The 17,947-nt window shown below is 63.5% G+C and carries 11 protein-coding genes; 4 read left to right on the forward strand and 7 right to left on the reverse strand.

Annotation, left to right across the window (positions count from 1 at the left end):
• Window positions 1-12 precede the first annotated feature (12 nt).
• The 3 genes from BAY15_RS18870 to BAY15_RS10090 all read right to left on the reverse strand — a co-directional run bounded on the left by BAY15_RS18870 (window position 13) and on the right by BAY15_RS10090 (window position 2,815).
• The gene (locus BAY15_RS18870) at window positions 13-507 is read right to left on the reverse strand and encodes a hypothetical protein (protein ID WP_083214128.1); all 495 of its coding nucleotides are present in this window, start codon (window positions 505-507) and stop codon (window positions 13-15) included.
• Window positions 508-583: 76 nt separating this feature from the next.
• On the reverse strand, window positions 584-2,032 hold the full coding sequence (locus BAY15_RS10085; RefSeq protein ID WP_068851975.1) for an MFS transporter: 1,449 nt from the start codon (window positions 2,030-2,032) through the stop codon (window positions 584-586).
• A 36-nt stretch (window positions 2,033-2,068) separates the two neighbouring features.
• Entirely contained in the window at window positions 2,069-2,815 is a 747-nt protein-coding gene (locus BAY15_RS10090) for an SDR family oxidoreductase (RefSeq protein WP_068854657.1), read from the reverse strand.
• A gap of 119 nt (window positions 2,816-2,934) precedes the next feature.
• Between BAY15_RS10090 and BAY15_RS10095 the strand changes: the two genes are divergently transcribed.
• Window positions 2,935-3,816 (forward strand): LysR family transcriptional regulator, encoded by an 882-nt coding sequence (locus tag BAY15_RS10095; protein ID WP_068851978.1) that lies wholly within the window; start codon window positions 2,935-2,937, stop codon window positions 3,814-3,816.
• A gap of 836 nt (window positions 3,817-4,652) precedes the next feature.
• Here BAY15_RS10095 and BAY15_RS10105 read toward each other — a convergent pair.
• Window positions 4,653-9,368, reverse strand: coding sequence for an autotransporter outer membrane beta-barrel domain-containing protein (locus BAY15_RS10105; RefSeq protein WP_157771720.1), 4,716 nt, complete (start codon window positions 9,366-9,368; stop codon window positions 4,653-4,655).
• A gap of 505 nt (window positions 9,369-9,873) precedes the next feature.
• Between BAY15_RS10105 and BAY15_RS10110 the strand changes: the two genes are divergently transcribed.
• Complete coding sequence (locus tag BAY15_RS10110) at window positions 9,874-10,476, forward strand: tyrosine-type recombinase/integrase (RefSeq protein ID WP_068851987.1); 603 nt, start codon at window positions 9,874-9,876, stop codon at window positions 10,474-10,476.
• 168 nt (window positions 10,477-10,644) lie between these two features.
• Here BAY15_RS10110 and BAY15_RS18875 read toward each other — a convergent pair whose 3' ends face one another.
• Window positions 10,645-11,004: a cupin domain-containing protein gene (locus BAY15_RS18875; RefSeq protein WP_083214130.1), complete on the reverse strand. Its 360-nt coding sequence runs from the start codon at window positions 11,002-11,004 to the stop codon at window positions 10,645-10,647.
• Between the two features lie 123 nt (window positions 11,005-11,127).
• Window positions 11,128-11,580 carry a rhodanese-like domain-containing protein gene (locus BAY15_RS10115; protein WP_068851990.1) on the reverse strand — a complete coding sequence of 151 codons (453 nt, stop codon included), beginning with the start codon at window positions 11,578-11,580 and terminating at the stop codon, window positions 11,128-11,130.
• A 223-nt stretch (window positions 11,581-11,803) separates the two neighbouring features.
• Between BAY15_RS10115 and ftrA the strand changes: the two genes are divergently transcribed.
• Both ftrA and BAY15_RS10125 read left to right on the forward strand, forming a co-directional pair.
• Window positions 11,804-12,787, forward strand: coding sequence for a transcriptional regulator FtrA (ftrA, locus tag BAY15_RS10120; protein WP_068851992.1), 984 nt, complete (start codon window positions 11,804-11,806; stop codon window positions 12,785-12,787).
• Between the two features lie 59 nt (window positions 12,788-12,846).
• Complete coding sequence (locus BAY15_RS10125) at window positions 12,847-13,266, forward strand: zinc-binding dehydrogenase (protein WP_083214131.1); 420 nt, start codon at window positions 12,847-12,849, stop codon at window positions 13,264-13,266.
• A 147-nt stretch (window positions 13,267-13,413) separates the two neighbouring features.
• On the opposite strand, the gene BAY15_RS10130 is transcribed toward BAY15_RS10125, so the two are convergent.
• On the reverse strand, window positions 13,414-17,544 hold the full coding sequence (locus BAY15_RS10130) for an autotransporter outer membrane beta-barrel domain-containing protein (protein WP_157771721.1): 4,131 nt from the start codon (window positions 17,542-17,544) through the stop codon (window positions 13,414-13,416).
• Window positions 17,545-17,947: the final 403 nt, after the last annotated feature.

Here is a 17,947-nt window from a genome sequence, read left to right on the forward strand (position 1 = left end):
CTCCAGGCGACATCAACGTGCATGGCCTTCACGATGGACCGGATGCCTATACAGGGATCGTAGCTGGAACGGAATGCCGACGATCAGCGCCAGGAGGAGCGCGCCTTGGATGGCTAGTAGAAATGGATCATTCAAGCCAGTAGCCAGCGGATCATCTACAGGAAGCCTGCGCAGCGTCTCGCTTACTGTTGGCACCATCAGCAAAAACACAGTGATGCTGAGCGCGACGCACTGTACGTATGTCCAAGCTTGCTTTGCACGTCGCCACAGCGCGACCCCGTATCCGACCACTAGAAAAAAAAGCGTAACACTGGCGATGATTGAGCTGACCGGCTGGCGCGCGATTGGATAGACCGTAAGCACACCGAGAAGCATGAACCAGAAATATGCACGCCCGGGTGTGGTCTCAGGGACGATTCGACCATGCCTGACCAGCATGTAGGTCGCAAGCGGGATCGCGGGGAGGCTTCCGAGCGTATGGAGCCAACCGATTGGAGAGATGCTCATAAATCATTCCATTTCGAATAGGGGTTGTCTGACTGGTGACGGAGAGGTACGGCGAGGGAGGTGTTGGCGGGACAGGTTAGGTAGCCGCCTTCTCGCTGGCGTCGGTGTGCTTCCGATCTGGCTTGCAAACAGCCAGTCTCCTGCTGAGAATCGCCGCCGCCGTCATGGCGATGCTGATCAGGAAGCATCCGAAGGCAAAGCCGGATTCCACTTGATCCGGAGCTGCTCCATCTGGCACGAGTGAGAAGAAGGCCCCGCCGACCAACGCGACTGACAGTGCGGCGCCAAGTTGCATTGCCGCGCTCACCATACCGGCGGCCAAGCCCGCCCAGCGGGGATCCACCAGGTCGATGTTCAACCGCACCAGCGCTGGCACGGCTATCCCCTGTCCAATTCCGATTAGCAGCAAAGGCAGATGAATCAGCGACGGCTTGCCCATCACGGCAGCGCCAGCCGTCAGTACCAGCCCCGTGACCTCCAGGCCCATGCCAAACGTAGCTGCGTTCGAACCCAACCAACGCGAGAGCTGCAAGCCCAGCCTCGGCCCCAGCAGCTGCCCCACCCCCAGCGGAAGGATCGCGAGCCCTGCAGCCAGTGCATCGCGATGTAGACCCGCTTGCTGGTATACCGCGAACGTCAGGAAGAATGCCGCCAGCGCATAGAAGAGGACCGCCGCCAGCAGGCCTGGACGCAGTCCAGGGGCTGCGGATATGACCGAGGGCGGAATCAAGGGCATCCGACCTGCGCGTTCCCGATGCTTCTCGTAGCGCCAGAAGATCAAGAGAAGTAATGGACTCAGCCCCAGCAATCCCAAGCTCCACCAGGGCCACCCTCGCTCGCGTCCTTCAATGAGTGGGAACACGACCGCGAGAACGCCAAGCGCGAGCAACGCAGCCCCAGGAAAATCCATTCTGTCTCCATGCTCTTCCTTAGTCTCGCGCACGAATACGAAGGCGGCAGGCACGGCAAGAGCGATGACCGGAATGTTGATGATGAAGACGCTGCGCCACCCCATATCCCAGAGATTCGCCGAAACCAGCACGCCTCCAAGAAGCTGGCCGCCGACGGCCGCGGCACCGAATGTCGCACCGTATAGACTGAGCGCACGAGTCTTCTCGCTCGCTGGAAACATCGCATGGATGGACGACAGCGCCTGCGGTGCCATCACAGCCGCCGCGATGCCTTGCAGCAGCCTCCCGAAGACCAACACACCTGCCGAGCCAGCGAGCCCACAGATTGTCGATGCCAGACCAAATCCGAGCATACCCGCAACAAATGAGCGCCGGCGCCCATATATGTCACCTAGGCGGCCGCCTAGGATAAGGGTAACGGCGTAGGCCATCGCGTACACAGAGACCACAAGCTGAGCGACATCCGCTGACGCATGAAGATCAGTCCTGATCGAGGGAAGTGTTACGTTGACAATGAAAAAGTCCAATGGCGGCAGTAGCGTGCCGCCCAGCAGCACGGCCAAGGCAGGCCAGCGGCGCGCGTCCTTCGCACCCGGATTGAGTTCAGTCTGCATGGAGCTGATCCTGATAAGTCGCGTTCGGCCTTAGGGTCAGCGCATGCCGCCCGAGCCAACGATGCGTTCGCCAGTCACCCAGCCAGCATCACCAGAGGCGAGGAACGAGACGATCGAGGCGATGTCTGTTACCTGGCCAATCCGACCGAGGGGTGTCTGCTGCTCATTCCATGCCTGGAATTCAGAGCCCATCACACCGTTGGCGTGCGTACCGTCCGTCTCGATCAGCCCTGGATTTACAGAGTTGACGCGGATTCCCCGTGGCCCGAGCTCGCGAGAAAGCACGCCTGTGATGGCATCAATGGCTCCCTTGGTTCCGCTGTAGATCGCGCTCTCGGCCGGCAGTATCCGTGTCACGAAGGAACTGATGTTGATGACGCTGCTGCCTTCCGCGAGAAATGGCGCGGCGGCCCCAGTGACCAGGAGCGGGCCAAGCACGTTCAGGTCGAACTGCAGGCGATACAGTGCCTCGGTAGTGGCCTCTATCTTTGCGAACTGGTAGATGCCCGCATTGTTGACCACGATGTCCAGCCGACCGAAATGGTCGATGGTTGACTGGACGAGCACATCTACCGCCGACTTATTGCGGATGTCTGCCCGCACCGCAATTGCGCGTCCACCGTCCCCTTCAATTTTGGCGACTACCTCATTTGCCTCGCTCTCGCTGGACGCAAAGTTCACAACCACTTTGGCGCCTTCGCTCGCCAAGCGGCGGGCTATGCCTGCGCCAATTCCTTTCGATGCGCCTGTTACCAGCGCAACCTTCCCGTTCAGCTTACTCATGTTGTCTAACTCCAACGGCAGCAACGTCACTGCAGGGCAGCATGCTCTCCCTAACAGGGTTGTTTGTGGACTGCCATTCCTGCATATTCGGCGTACATTCTTGAACGGGCAGCTTTGGCGTGGACTGGAGTGATATCCGCATATTTCTTGCGGTCGTCCGCGGGAGATCGCTGGGCGAGGCGGCTCGCAGCCTTGGCGTGAGCCATCCGACAGTCGGCCGTCGGATAAAGGCGCTCGAGGACGAGGCCGAGCAGCCCCTCTTCCGTAGAACGCGAGACGGTCTTGTGCTTACCGATGCGGGAGACGCCGTGCTTTCACTGGCACAAGCCATGGAGGACTCGGCTCTCTCGATGGAACGGCGCTTGGCCGGCAACCATGAGCGCCTCGAAGGCATCCTGCGGATAGCCTCGGCGGACTGGTTCGCCGCCTACGTCCTGGCGCCCATATTGACCGAGTTGGGGCGCCTTCATCCTGCCGTAGTGCCCGAGGTTATCGCTAGCTACCGCCTCCTTGATCTCTCCCGCCGCGAGGCGGACGTTGCCTTCCGCATCGTGCCGTTCAGTGAGCCGGACATTGTCCAACGCCGACTGATGACGATGCCGTACGGCCTTTATGGATCGGCAGCAACGGTGCAGATGGTGAGCGATGACCCGCAATCGGTGCGCTTGATTTTGATGAATTCGGCCCAGTCCCATTTTCCTGATGTCACTTGGCTTCTGGACCGATTCCCCCATTCCAAGCGCGCGCTAACCAGTACCAGCCGTAGCGTTCAAGCTCAGATTTGCCTTAGGGGTCACGGCGTTGCGGTACTCCCTAGAGCGCTGGCAGAAGGGATGGGCGGGCTTCACCGCATCGATCTACTCGGGCAACCTCCTGGCAGGGACGTTTGGGTGGGTTATCACCAGGACCTTCGCCACATGGACAGGCTACGTGCACTACTGGAGATCACCGAACGAATGTTGCCGAATCCCGCAAGTCCTCCCAATGTTCAGAGGATCTAGCGCACCCCGGAAGATACCAAGGCGATGGCTTCACGCAGTCAAAGCGATGTCCGGTATCGGCCAGAAGCAGACATCCAAGACGTCGTCCGACTATCAACAACCACCTTTGTTTTGACTGCTGCGATCAATTAGTAGACTCCTGCTGTCGGGTCTATGATCAGTTGCGCCTTGTTGGTTACGCACCACTGTGCAAGCTCACTTCTAAGCTCCGGCCAAAGGTGCTCGGCCCATGAGGGCGCCGCTCTCTTGAACGCATCTTCAGTTGGGAGGTAGGCAGTAAGAATTCCCATTGGCAACTCAAGCACGAACGTGCCGCCCGGCCCCGTGCAGACCAATTCTTCCTTCCACCTTGCCCTGAACTCGAAGACGGACATTGGCATCTAGCCACTCAATATTTGAACGCGCGGGACAGATTATCCCATGAATACTCGGCATCCTCTGGGTCGATAGCACTGGTCGAGTTTCTCAGGGGGTCCTCATGTCAGCTATCGGCCAGTAGCGGACGCTTCCAAGACTTGCACTATGCCGGTTCCGACGTCGGGTTGATGAGATCCAGACGTGCCGGCTCGAATGAACGAATCTCACCAACTAGGTCTGAGTGAAAGACGTCCGCCATCAGATCGTCGGCTACGGGCATGAGCCCTGATTCGACGAGCCTCGCGCGGCTTTGCCGTGCTACAAGGTGGACCTCAAGCCGTGCACTCCAGTGCGGCGGAGCGTGCCGGTCTGCGTGGACCACTCCGTGACGGATCGTCAGGAGAATTTACGCGCGGGGAATTGATGGAAAAAAGGGCATGAGCGGCATATGACTTACGCGTGGTGATATATATAAAGCCCTACCAGTTCCAGCGCATCCCGAGCTTTCCGTTCCACGCCGTCTCGTCACCGTCCAGGCTCCAGTTGTAGTCGATGTCGGCGTACAGATAGCCCGTGTCGCTGACCTGCCATGTGCCGCCCAGGCCAACCTCGCCCCAGCTGCCCCCCAGATCCACCGCGAACGGCACGTAACCGCTGTTGGTGGCGAAGCGGGCGCTGGGTTCGCCGCGGAATTCGTGCCAGAGGTTCGCGCGCAGCCAGGCGTTGCTGGTGCGCACCATGCCGGCGCGGTTCTCGCGTTGGCCATTGCGGTTCAAGCGCGCGCCGAACCGGCCTACCAGTGAATCGCCGTCCTCGAAGCTCACCTGCAGGGTGTCCTCGCGCAGGTCGTCGACGTCGATCTGCTGCCAGATCACCTGGGCCTGTGGCTCCAGCCGCCAGCGCCCGTCTTCAATGGTCAGGCCGTCGCCGTCATTGAGCACGAAGGGCCAGCCGCCCTCGAGCGACAGCGCCATGCCGGTCGCGTCCAGGAAGCTCTCGGTGCTGCGCGGCGACTGCAGCCGCATGTCGTACCAGGTGTACTGGCCCACGGCATCCAGGTACGCGCCTTCGGCACTGAACGCGGTCCAGTACAACCCGACCGAGCCCGCCTTGAACCGGTCATTGCCGGCGTGGATGCGGTAGTCCAGGTAGTTGTGGCGGACGTTGCCCTCGCCTTTCCCGTACGCCAGATAGAACCCCGCATGGCGGCGGCTGAGGTCGCCGGCATCGATGTGGCGGTAGAGGTCGGTACCGATCTGCAGGGCGTCGAAGCGGTAGTCGAAATCCGGGCCGCGGTCGCCGTAGATGCCGCGCCGGCCACCGTCGTGCTCACCATCGTGGCCAACGTACCGCAGCCAGGCGCCGTTGAATCCCCTGCGTTGGGTATCCAGATCGTCGCGCTGGCGCAGCAGCTGCTCGTCGCCGACCCGCTCGTGCAGGGTATCGATCAGCGTGCGCCCATACACCTGCGCCATGGCCGGCGCAGCGGCGATCAGGGACACTTCCTGCCGGTAGGCGGGAGGCAGCCGCGGATCCGGGTCCGGCGCGGGCGGTGTGGGCGGCGGCGGTGCTGGCGGTGTCGGCGGATCCGGTGGCGGCGGCACGGGAGGCACGGGTGGCACCGGTGGCGTAGGCGGCGCCGGCGGCTCGGGCGGCAGATTGGGGGGGCATGGCGGGATGGGCGCGCCCGGTGCGGCGCAGTCGATGACCGTGCGCAGGAACCAGCTGTTCTCCACGTCCGCGCCGCCGTCGGCCGCAGCGCCACCGCGGTACAGGAAGTATTCGTAGGGTCCGGCAACCACCGGCGCTGCCAGGCGGAAATTGTCCGGCGTGCTTGTCGCAGCAAGCGCCTGCACCACGCGGATGCCGTCCGCCCGGGTCAGATCGCCCAGGCCACCGCTGGCGTGTATCTCCAGCTGCCCCGGCCCACTGCTGGCGCCGCCGGACACCACCAACTGATCGGAAGGCGAATCGTCGGCAGCCAGCCAGGTGTTGAGCACCAGCGTCCCATCGCCGCCATACCCGGACACGGTGAGCGTTCTGTAACCGGCGGCCACGCTCGGATCACCCGCCGGCGGCGCGAACAGGATCCGGCTGCGCGTGTTCTGCAGCGTGGTGAGGTTGGAGCTGCCGCTCATGTTCCACAGCGAGTCCTGCAGGAGGAGATTGGCCGCGGCGCCCGGATCGGTCAGCGCCGCGCCATTGAGCGTGCTCCGGGTGGCCGTGATGTCGGCAACGGTCGGCGTCTGCGCGGCCGGCAGCGCGAACACGGCCGAGGCCGTGGCCGTCGGCAGCGGCGTGGACGGATCATCCGGCGGCAGGTCCGGTGGCAGGTCGGGCACCACGGCGTCGAGCAGCTCGAAGTTTTCGATATTGCCCACATGCAGCCACAGCCCGGTGCCGGTGGCCGTGACCGTATCCAGCGCGATGTCGGCCGCGCCAATGGCCGCCACGGCCGGCCCTGCGTCACTGCTCAGCCCGGTGCCGGTCACTGCCGCCGACGCCGCGGCCGGATCGCCGCGCACGAACAGCGCGGCGGCACCCGGACCGTGGGTGGCGATGGTCGAGCCATCGACCTCCACCCGCCCGCCATTCCAGGCAATGGCCCCGTGTGCGAGCTCACCGGTGGTATCCACGCGGCTGCCGCCGGCGAGGGTCAACCGGCTGTTGCCCGCCCACGAGATCAGCCCGTGGGCCTGGATGCCGGTGGTACCGACCGTGCTTGCGGTGGCGTTGAGCAGGCTGTCGGCATACGCGGCCAGGCCGTATCCATGCCATCCGCTGGTGTTGATGGTGACGCCCGTCGCGTCGATGCGCCCTGCCCCGGCCGCGCGTGCGCCGATCGAATCGGTGCCGCGCGTGGAGACCGTGACGTTGGCGATCGTGGCGCGCCCGTCCACGCCCTGGATGTTGAAGCCCTCGCTGAAGTTGCCCAGCGTGGTGATCGTGTTGCGGGCGCCGGTGGGCGCGCCGCTGAGCGGATCGACATTCATCCAGACCCGCCCCCCGGCAGCGCCCGCGTAAACGCCGTGGCCGCTGATCCCCGAAGCGACGAAGCTGGCCGGGTCAGTGACCGGGTTGCCGGCCGCATCCACCGGCCGGCCGAAGGTGGCCAGGGCGGGATCGGTGCCGAGCAGCACGCCGGTGTAAATCGTGTCGCCGCCGGAGATCAGCGTGCCGGGTGTACCGCCGCCCGCGTTGAGGGTCATGCCGGGGCGGCCGGAATTGATGATGGTGACGCCCGCGCTGTCGATGGTGCCGCCGGTCGCATTGAGGCCGCTGCTGCCGGGACCGCCGGCGCCGATGTACAGATCGCGCGCGGTCACCCGCGTGGCCGCGCCGTCGGAACGGATCCCGCCGCCGCTTCCTGCGGTAAGCAGTGTGGAATCTTCCACCGACACCTGCGCGCCAGCCTGCGCATAGATCGCATTGGAATTGATGTCCAGCGTGCGCACGGTCAGCCGGGACAGCGTGGCCTGCGGGCCGGGGCTGCCGGTCGTGCCCTGCACCAGCACCCCGTTCGAACTGAATCCACGGGTGGTGATGACCGCGTTGGCCGCCTGCAGGCGCGACGTGGCCGTCGCCGACTGCGCCACGACAATGCCGGAACTGTTGTTGCCGAACGTGTCGATCCACGTGGTGGTGCCAAGTGGCGTGCCGTCGGCGGCGACATCCACCTGCAGGCTGCCACCGGTGGCCGAGACCTGCGCGCCGTTGGCGCCGGTGGTACCCACCGCCACGTAGGCGGCCGGGTCCGTGGTCGGGTTGCCGCCGGCATCCAGCGGCAATCCGTAGTCGGCACTGGCAGGGTCGCTGCCGAGCACCACGCCGGTCACGATGCGGTTGCCCTGGCTGAGCAGGGTGCCGCCGGTGGCGACCTGCAACCCCACGGCGGCATTGCCGCCACTGATGCCGGACGTATAGACGGTACTGCTGGAAAGCGTGACGCTGCCGCCCGCCAGGGCATAGGCGCCAATGGGCGCGTTGCGCTGCAGGGTGGAGATGCGCAGGCCGTCCGCCACCACGCTGCTGCCGGCGCCATCGGCACGCAGGCCGTTGCCGGATTGCCCGCCTGCGATCACGATGTCGCCGCCGGTGCCACTGAGGGTGATGTCACCCCCGCCACTGGCGAACACCGCATACGCGTTCTGGCCGGCCACGCGGATGTCCGCGTTCTGTACCTGGACCTGGGCGGTTCCGCTGGCCGAAAGACCGTGTGCGGTGATTCCGGAGGTAGTGACGTTGACGTCGTCCAGGACCCCGTTCGCGTCGATGAAGCCCAGGCCCCACGCGCCGGTTCCGGTGGAATCGATGGACAGTTGCGACGCCTGCAGGAACGCGCCCGATGCGAAGCGGGCGCCGACGTTGTTGTTGCCACGGCTGACAATGTTGACGTTGTTGATGTCGAACCGGGCACCGCCTGATGCGTTGAGACCGTGGCTGCCGTTGCTGGTCCCTGCCCCGGTCCCCATCACGTAAATGGCGGCGTCGTTCAACTGGACCGTCCCACCGGAGGCGCTGATTCCGTGTGCGGCGGTAGCCGCTTTGGCCACATAGGCGTCCGGACTGGTCACGAGGTTGCCACTGGCATCGACCGGCAAACCATAGGTGGCCGGATTGCCGGCCTGGGTGCCGAGCACGATGCCCGTTGCGATCAGATCGTCGCGGCCGGTGAAGCTGCCGCCGACGACCTGCACGCCTTCGCTGTTGGCCTGGGATGTGTAGAAGCGCGTTCCAGTGGACGTGAGCACGCTACCGGCTTCGGCGCGGGCGGCCGGGCCACCCGCGCCCAGCCGGCTGACGGTGGCGCCAGTGGCAAGGAAGTTGATTGCGCCGCCGCTGCTGGCGCAGGCCGTCGCTGTATTGGCAATACTGGTGATTAGGGCGACCGCGCCGGTGGCGTTGATCACACCGCTGTTGACGGCGAAGAAGGCCGGCGCACCGGCTGTCGTGGGGGCATAGGTGCCACTGGGCACCGCGACGGTGGTGCCATTGGCACGCACCTGTCCGGCAGGAACCGTGCCGGATACGGTGCTGCAGGTGGCGGCGTTGACATCCTGCGCCAGCACGGTCGTGGGCGCCATCGCGACCACGCCAAGCAACAGCACGCAGGGAATGAGCACGGCGCGTGGGCAACCGCCCACCATTCGGAGCACAGGCGCGCTGTGGACCGCACCGCCACGGCGATATTCCATCGACTGCATCCTTGAGCCTCTCGATGGCCTGATCCGCAATGAACGCGTCCGGTTCGTGAATACCGGGGACCCCGAAGGGGGTGTTGCACGTGATTGCGGCAGGTCGACGGACGGAGTCTGCGTGATTCGCCCGATCAGCGCCTCTGCGGTTCTACGCAGGTTTTTCCAGTAAAACTACGGTGGCATCAGGGTGAATCTGGCTTGGCATCAGGGCTCTGCTATCGTTCACTTCACACTCACACTCAATGCAGCTGATGCGCGATGAGTCCCGGCCACCAAGACAAGGAATTGCCGGGCACAGATAGGTTCGTGAACCGTCGCTAATCTCGCCAGCGAGCGTCCCGAGGCGCGCCGTGGTCGGAAGGATTGCTCCCCAACCCCGAAGAGATTTTCCAATTCACTTCCCTGTCCACTCGATTTCCGATATTCGTTTCCGGCGAAGGATCGACGGAAGCGCAGATCATTTTACGCAGGCACGGTTGACGCTCCCAACTTGGAGAATCCTATGCCATCTCAATTCGCACCGTGGAACAAGGGAAAGTTGGTCGGTCAAAAGACACCGCTCAGACTCAGCGACATATGGTCGATTAGGGTGCGCCTACAGCTTGCCGGGCGTGCTCGTGACCTGGCGCTATTCAACCTAGCGATCGACTCAAAGCTAAGAGGGTGCGATCTGGTCAGCCTACGACTGCGAGACGTATCTCATGGCTCAGCCATTGCCAGGAGGGCTACCGTACTGCAGCGCAAGACAGGTAGGCCAGTTCAGTTTGAGCTGACGGAGTTGACAAGGTCCGCACTCGCCGAATGGTCCCGTCAAGCTCAGCTACGACCAGCATCCTACTTGTTCTTTGGACAGGGTGATGGCCACCTTTCCACCCGCCAGTATGCTCGCATCGTCGCGTCATGGGTCACAGCCGTTGGACTCGACCGTCACAGCTACGGGACTCACAGCATGCGTCGGACCAAGGCATCACTGATATACCGCCGGACCAAGAACCTGCGCGCAGTTCAGATCCTGCTTGGCCACACCAAACTTGAGAGCACGGTGAGGTACTTGGGCATCGAGGTGGAGGACGCTTTAGAGATGGCGGAGCAGACCGAGGCCTGAGAGGGAGAAGCTTAAAGGACCCGCGGCCTCCACAAGGCACATCTGGAGGCCGCTTTCGGCCAGAAGCGGACCCAGGCGCACCGAGCGATGCCTCTGTCGCGAACCATGGGATGTATCTGCACTGACCCGTAGAAGCAGATCTAAACTCTCGGCAAACTCACGTCGCCCTCAGGCAGACCACTCCAGATTGACGCGATCCCCTGCAGTAGTGGGAGACGAAATTACCAGAAATACGACATCGGCATCAGAATCATTGACGAAACGATGAGAAACGTTGGGTGGAACATGAAGCCCCTGATTGGGGCCAAACGATACTTTCGTGTTCTCAAACTCCAGCGTGGCGGCGCCGGAAATCACGTAGAAGTACTGTCGGGCCTTTACATGGAAATGAGGAACCTCGCCCGCATTCGGCGGCACTCGTTCCTGAATGACGCTGAGAGAGGGGTCCTTTAGTAGATGCCAGCCGTCGCACACTCCACCCCAGGTGTAGTGTTCTGCGGTGGAAGTATCAGTAACTTGGGAAATCATCGCGTGTATGGCCTATTGACTGATGTACGGAAACGGAGAATACACTGGTCATCGCGGCGGCATGACCAGGGTCAGGCGCGTCGACGCCGGCTGTCCTGCCTTGGAATGCCAAAGTCAGCAGCATCATCTTCGACAGCCCTCCATTGGCGAGACATCTGATTGTCCAAACCTTCCTGGATCGAGCTCGGTGATGAGGTCGAATCCCTCGTCCAGCCACCCCGTCACGCCGCCGATCATGAGCTTTACGGGGCGCGCCAGCTCGGCTAGGCGACGGGCCGCCTTGTCCGCGCCGTTGCAGTGCGGGCCCGCGCAGTACGTGACGAACAGGGTGTGCGGCGGATAAGGCCGAAGAGCCGTTTCGGTGATCTTGCGATGGGGCATGCTGATCGCCGTAGGCAGATGGCCGCGGTCGTACAGGTCATGAGAACGGGCATCGATCAGCACGAATCCCGGCGCGGCAATGCAAATGGCATCGTGCACGTCCCAGCAATCCGTTTCAAAACGCAACTTTCGATCAAAATGCAACAACGCCTCCAAAGACGGCGCGGCAGGGACCAGATTGACGGCATTCTTCATCGGAGGTTCTCTCAACTGGGTATGGCCACTGTGCTCCCACTACTTCGCTCCGGGAAGTGGCGGGTTAGCCATGCACTGGTAGATTCACGCCAAATCCTCGATGAACGAATTGTCCCATGCCCCGTGCGGATTCCCTTGAACAGAGCGACTGGCCGGGAAAAGCCGGACCATGCGACAGCCGCAGCGCGATTGACGGCGCCCAATATGAGCAGATAATGGCGGCATGAACGATGTCCGGTTGAATCCCGCCAGCCCGGAGCCCGGGCTCGTCGCTGTCCTGGTGTACGACGGTCTGTGCCTGTTTGAGTTCGGAATCGCAGCGGAGTTGTTCGGATTGCCTCGCTCTGAGCTCGGCGTGCCGTGGTATTCGTTCGCGGTGGTCTCCGCAGACAGGACGGTCCGCAGCGCGGTGGGCGGATTGGTACTGCAGGCGGCGCGGTCGTTGGAGGCACTGGAGTCGGCGCGAACCATCGTCATTCCGGGATGGAAGGGCGCAGACGCCGCCCCCTCTACTCGACTGAGGCAAGCGTTGATAAAGGCACATGCACGCGGCGCTCGCTTTGTCACCATCTGCTCGGGCGCCTTTCTGCTGGCGCACTGCGGCCTGCTTGAACAACGACGGGCGACTACACATTGGCGCTATGCCGACGCCTTTGCCGCGCGTTTCCCACAGGTGGAGCTGATTCCGGATGTTCTCTTTGTCCAGGACGGCAATGTCATCACCTCGGCCGGGAGCGCGGCAGGAATCGACGCATGCATGCATCTCATCCGGGAGGACTTTGGCGCCAAGATCGCCAACCGTGTGGCGCAGCGCTTGGTCGTGCCCCCACAGCGCGGCGGAGGGCAGCGACAGTTCATCCCCAGCCCCGTGCCCGAGCGCGAGGGAGGCCGCTTTGAGGGTGTCTTCGATTGGGCCCGCCAACGGCTAACCCAGCCAATTGGGGCAGTGGATCTCGCACGTGCCGCCGCTATGAGTGAGCGGAATTTCTTCAGGCGTTTCAAGGAGGCGACCGGTACCAGTCCAAGCCAGTGGCTCTTGAATGAGCGGGTGTCTCTAGCACGCGAATTTTTGGAAGCGCAGCCGGGCTGGCCACTGGAACGAATATCTCGTTCATCTGGCTTCTCATCGCTGGAAACCTTCCGGGTCGCATTTCGCAAGGTGGTAGGCGTGCCACCCTCTCGCTATCGGGAACAGTTCGGAAGCTGAGCGGCGCGGTTTGGACTCGCGTCTCGTTACTCCAACCATGCCGGCTCAATGGCCATGAAATGCTCTTGCAGCCACTCAGAGAACGCCTGGACCTACGGCGTGGTGCCCATCCCAACTGGGAAGAGGAAGTCCTCAAGCTGACCCAAGGTCAAGGTGTCGACATCACGCTGGACGTTGCCGGCGGTGACGGCATCAATCAGTCCGTGCCTGCCACGAAGGCTGGGGACAGGATCGCCCAAATTGGTTTGCTTGCTGGCCAGAAGAGCGCGCTGAGTCTGATGCCAGTCATCTTCCGTCAAACCACCATCCGCGGCGTCGCCGTCGCACTCCGCTCGTCGTTTGATCGGATGAATTTGTTCCTCAACGATCACAAGATCCGTCCGGTAATCGAACGTGCGTATCCCTTTGAGCAACCACGTGAGGCGTTCGAGCACCTCTCGCGGGGCGCTCTCGGCAAGCTGGTGGTCAAGGTCTCCTGATTAGGCACACGGGCCGAGGGGGCGTTACTGGATTCGCCCCCCCCCTCATGTTCGCCACCGGCAAGAAGCGGGCACGCCCAGATACAGAGGTGCCCCCTGCAAGACGCCCTTCAGCGGCACAAAGCTGGGGCCTCCACGGTGCGCCGCCTACCAGTTCCATCGAGCACCAACTTTTCCGTTCCAGGCCGTCTCATCACCGTCAAAGCTCCAGCTGTAGTCGACATCTGCAAACAAGTAGCCGGTCTGAGAAATCTGCCAGGCGCCACCGATACCCACCTCTGCCCAACTTCCGCTAAGATCGACATCGAATGGTACGTAGCCGCTGCCGGTGGCGAATTCGGCGCGCGGTTGGCCCCGGAACTCATGCCATAGATTGGCACGCAGCCACGCGTTGCCGCTGCGCAGCTCGCCGTTACGGTTGTCTTGCTGGTTGTTGCGGTGCAGGCGCGCGCCGAGGCGCCCCACCAGCGAGTCGCCGCTGCTGAAGCGCACCTTCGCGATGCCGTCGTCCAAGTCGTCCACCCTCACCCGCTGCCAGATCATCTGCGCCTGCGGCTCCAGACGCCAACGCCCGTCCTCCGCGGACTGTCCATCTCCATCGTTGAGGACAAAGGGCCGCCCGCCCTCCAGTGACAACGCGATTCCATGTGCGTCTGTGAAGCTGTCGGGCAATCGCAGCGACTGCATGCGCAGGTCATATGCAGTGTACTGAGCCACCGCGTCCAGATAGGCACCTTTTTCGTTGAAGCCGGTCCAGTAACCGCCCGCGGTGCGGGCAACGAAACGATCGGTACCGGCGTGGAAGCGGTACTCGAGCAGGTTGTGTTTCACCTCGCCTTTGCCGCGCCCATAAGCGAGATAGAAGCCGGCATGCTCGCGACTTTCATCCTCCTCATCGATGCGTCGGTACAGGTCGAGACCAACCTGCAACGCCTCGAATTGGTAGTCGAAGTCTGGTCCGCGTTGGCCATAGATGCCCTCGCGGCCGCCGTCATGTTCGCCGTCGTGGATCATGTAGCGGATCCACGCGCCGTTGACCCCGTTGCGGTCGGGGTTCAAGTCGCCCCGCTGACGCAGGAGTTCCTCTTCGCCCACGCGCTCGTGCAGGGTATCGATGATCGTGCGCCCGTAGACACTAGCCATAGCTGGGGCCGCCGCGATGAGCGAGACCTCCTGCCGATAGGCAGGTGCCGGAGGTGCCGGAGGTGCGGGCGGCACCGGCGGCGTCGGGGGCGTCGGCGGTACTGGCGGCACCGGCGGTGGCACCGGGGGTTCTGGTGGTTCTGGTGGTTCTGGTGGTTCTGGTGGTGGCGGAGGAGGCGGAGGGGACGGTGGTGGAGTGGGAGGCGGCGCGGGTGGTGCGGGACAGGGCGGAACGGGCGCACCAGGCGCTGCGCAGTCGATCACCGAACGCAGGTACCAGCTGTTTTCCGTGTCGGCATCGGCCACGCTGGATGCACCGCCGCGATAGAGGAAGTATTCGTAGGGACCAGCAAGGACCGGCTGGGAGAGCGCGAAGTTGTCCACCGTGCTGGTGGCGCCCAGCGCCTGCACGACGCGGATGCCGTCGGCGGCGGTCACCGCGCCGCTGCCACCGCTGTTGATTATCTCCAGCAAGCCGGGGCCGCTGCTGCTGCCGCCGACCACAACCAGCTGATCAGAAGGCGATCCATCCGTGTCAAGCCACGTGTTCATGGCCAAGGTGCCGTCGCCCGCGTAGTTGGAGACCGTCAGGGTCTTGTAACTGGACGGCAGCGCCGGGTCGCCCGTGGGAGGGGAAAACACGATCCGGCTGGGATCATTCACCAGCGTGGTCAGGTTGGAGCTGCCCGTCATCGTCCACAGCGAATCGATCAGAGTCAGATGAGAGACGCTGCCTGCCGCCGTAGAGGCCGAACCGGTCAACGTGCTCCGCGTGGCCACGACGTCGGCCAGGCCAGGTAGGTTCGGGATGGGCGCACCCGGTGGCAAAGGGGCCGGCGCCGTGGGCAGATTGCCGTCATCGTCTGGAAAGTCGCCTGGGCCCTGAATCGTCGGCGCGCTGGTGTCCAGTAGCGGGAAATCGCTCAAACTACCCACACGCAGCCACTGAGTGGGCGCCGTGATCGTGGTGCTGGTGAGCCCAATCCGCCCGTTTCCCGCTACGCCCACCGTCGGACCGCTGGTGTTGGTCAATGTGCTCCCGCTGAAGTCGGCCTGGGAAACCGCGTCGGGCACGCCGACCACAAACAGGGCCATGGCACCACTGCCGACAGGCGCTACGGCCGTCGCATCGCCGATAAGCTGCCCTCCGATCAGCGCCACCGCGCCATGGGCGCCAGCGCCGCCGGGCCGCAATTGGACCTGGCTCATTCGTACCGACGTGGGGTTGTCGCGCGACAGTGCACCGTGTGCGCCCGCTCCGGAGGTGATGACCGCCAGATCGCTGGCGACCACCTGCGCCGACCCACGCCCCGCGGGCGTGCTGCCGTAGTCGGCAAGGCTGGCGCGCAGGCCCACCGCAGCTTCGCCGTAGGTGGTGATTGGCGTCCGGGCCAGGGTGATGCTGGCCAGGTCGCCGGCCAGGTCGTTGCGCGCCTGTGCCGACGCACCGTGCGCAAAATCGCCGCGGGTTTCCACGCTGCCGAGATTGAAGACCACAGTTGCCGGGAACTGCGCACCCCGTTGCTCGACGATCGCCAGCACGCCGATCGCATGGGAGCCTTCCGTGTTTACCGTGACGTCGTTGACCGTGGCTACACCGCCGTCATCAGCCCAGACCCCCATTGCATAGGTGCCGAAGGTGCGCGCTGTGATGCCCTGCGCCTCAAGGACCCCGCCGGGGTTGCGTGCGCCCAGTGCGTGCGCGAAGGCGGCCGCGCGAACCTGGCTGCCATAGGTGGTGATGGACCCGCCGGTCAAGCTCACGGTCCCGCCCAGATCAGCCAACGCGCCCATCGCGTTGTCATTGCCCCGGGTGACGATCGTGACGTTGCGCGCCTCCACCGCAGCGCTGCCCGCGCTGATAGCCGCAGCATCCACCCCGGCCGTGGTGATCGACGTGCCGTCCAGCGTGATGGCCGAACCGCTCAATGCACGCACACCGTATGCGGTGGCGCTCTCGGTGGTGACCGCTCCGCCTTGCAGGCCTATTCGGGTGCCCGCCCCTTCCGCCTGGATCGCAGGCGAAAACGGTCCAGTTGCCGCGATGGGCGCCATTGCAACGGTGCTGCGAACGAGCGACGCCGCGGCGCCATCTTTCACAGACACGCCGAACGAGCGTGCACCGCCCACGTCGATGCGCGAGTCGGTGATGGTTGCTGTCGAACCGGTACCCTCCACGAGCAGACCAGGGGAATAGAGCGCGCCGGTAGTTGAAATTGTGCTGGTGCCACTGAGGGTGAACTGACCGCCACCAGCTACACGGATTGCAGCGGCGGGAAAGGTGATATTGCCATTGCCGGTGTGACTGAGCTGGCTGCCACTGAGAGCAACCGCAGCCCCGCTGTCGGCGCGCACCACGTTGGCCAGCGTGCCGGACGTGTTGGCCACGACGTTCTGCCCATTGATCCGGCTTCCTGCGCCACGCGCGACGATGGCATGGCTGCCATCATTTGTGGTGGCATTCTGCGCCCCGCCGGTAGTGATCCGGGTGCCCGTCAGCGTCGCCAGGCCACCATCCTGGGACAGCACGCCGAACGCACCGCGCGACAACGTATCGATGCTCCCGCCGCTGACGCGAACCTCGCTGCCAGCGCCCAGCGCCTGCACACCGTAGTTGTTGAGAGCGTTGGACCCGCCACGGACCTGCACATCTGTCGTATCCAATGTGATGAGCGCGCCGCCTTCGGCACTGACACCCCGCAGGTTCGCCGGCGAGCTGGTTCCCCCGGGTGAGAGCTGGATGCTCGATCCGACCGCCGCGATCTGGCTGCCGACACCAACAGATCGCAGCCCGATCTGCCCGCTGGCATTGCCGGCGGTCGAGGTCGTGCGCAGGGCACTGCCGTTGAAGTTGATGATGGACTCACCTTGCGCAAGCAAACCGGTGGCATTGGCGCCGGCAAGGTTCTCGGTTATGCCGTTGGCATGAATGATCGCGCGCGACGACGCCGACACGCCCACCGCGTTGGCGGCTACAGTCACAGTGGTGCCCGGTTGCACATTGCATTGGCCGTCACTCACGACAATCGGCGTGGGGCAGTTCTGACCTTGAGCCTGCCCGACCAGTGCCAAAAGTACGCAGGTCGAAAGGAGACGGCATCGAGGCTGACGACTGTTGAATCCACTGAGGTCCATATCCAGCTCCCGAGGTCCGAATATAGTGGACAACGCCATCTGAGCGGCCACAACCGTAAAATTACGGACGATTGAAGCCAGCTTGCCAACCCCCACAGCATGATCGCGGGGTACGATGGCGTCACGTCGCTCTCGCGATTTGTGAATTCAGTGACACAAATTGACCGCACTCGCGCAGCAAATTGAGCCAGTTCCCTAGGGCTGACCAACTAAGTCCCGTTCCATTCACTTCGAGGAGACTAATGGTTGCCCAAACTCAGCCCTGGCAGCAGAGGCGAGGGTCTCAGGTCCGCTAGCGGCCAGTACCGCTGGTCTGATGTAAACTTCCGACCGTCTACACAGGCTGGACTATTCACTGGTTTGCCCAGGCTCCGTTAACGAGCCCAAGCTTTAATGAAGGTCA

Source organism: Stenotrophomonas rhizophila, from assembly GCF_001704155.1.
Classification (GTDB): domain Bacteria; phylum Pseudomonadota; class Gammaproteobacteria; order Xanthomonadales; family Xanthomonadaceae; genus Stenotrophomonas; species Stenotrophomonas rhizophila_A.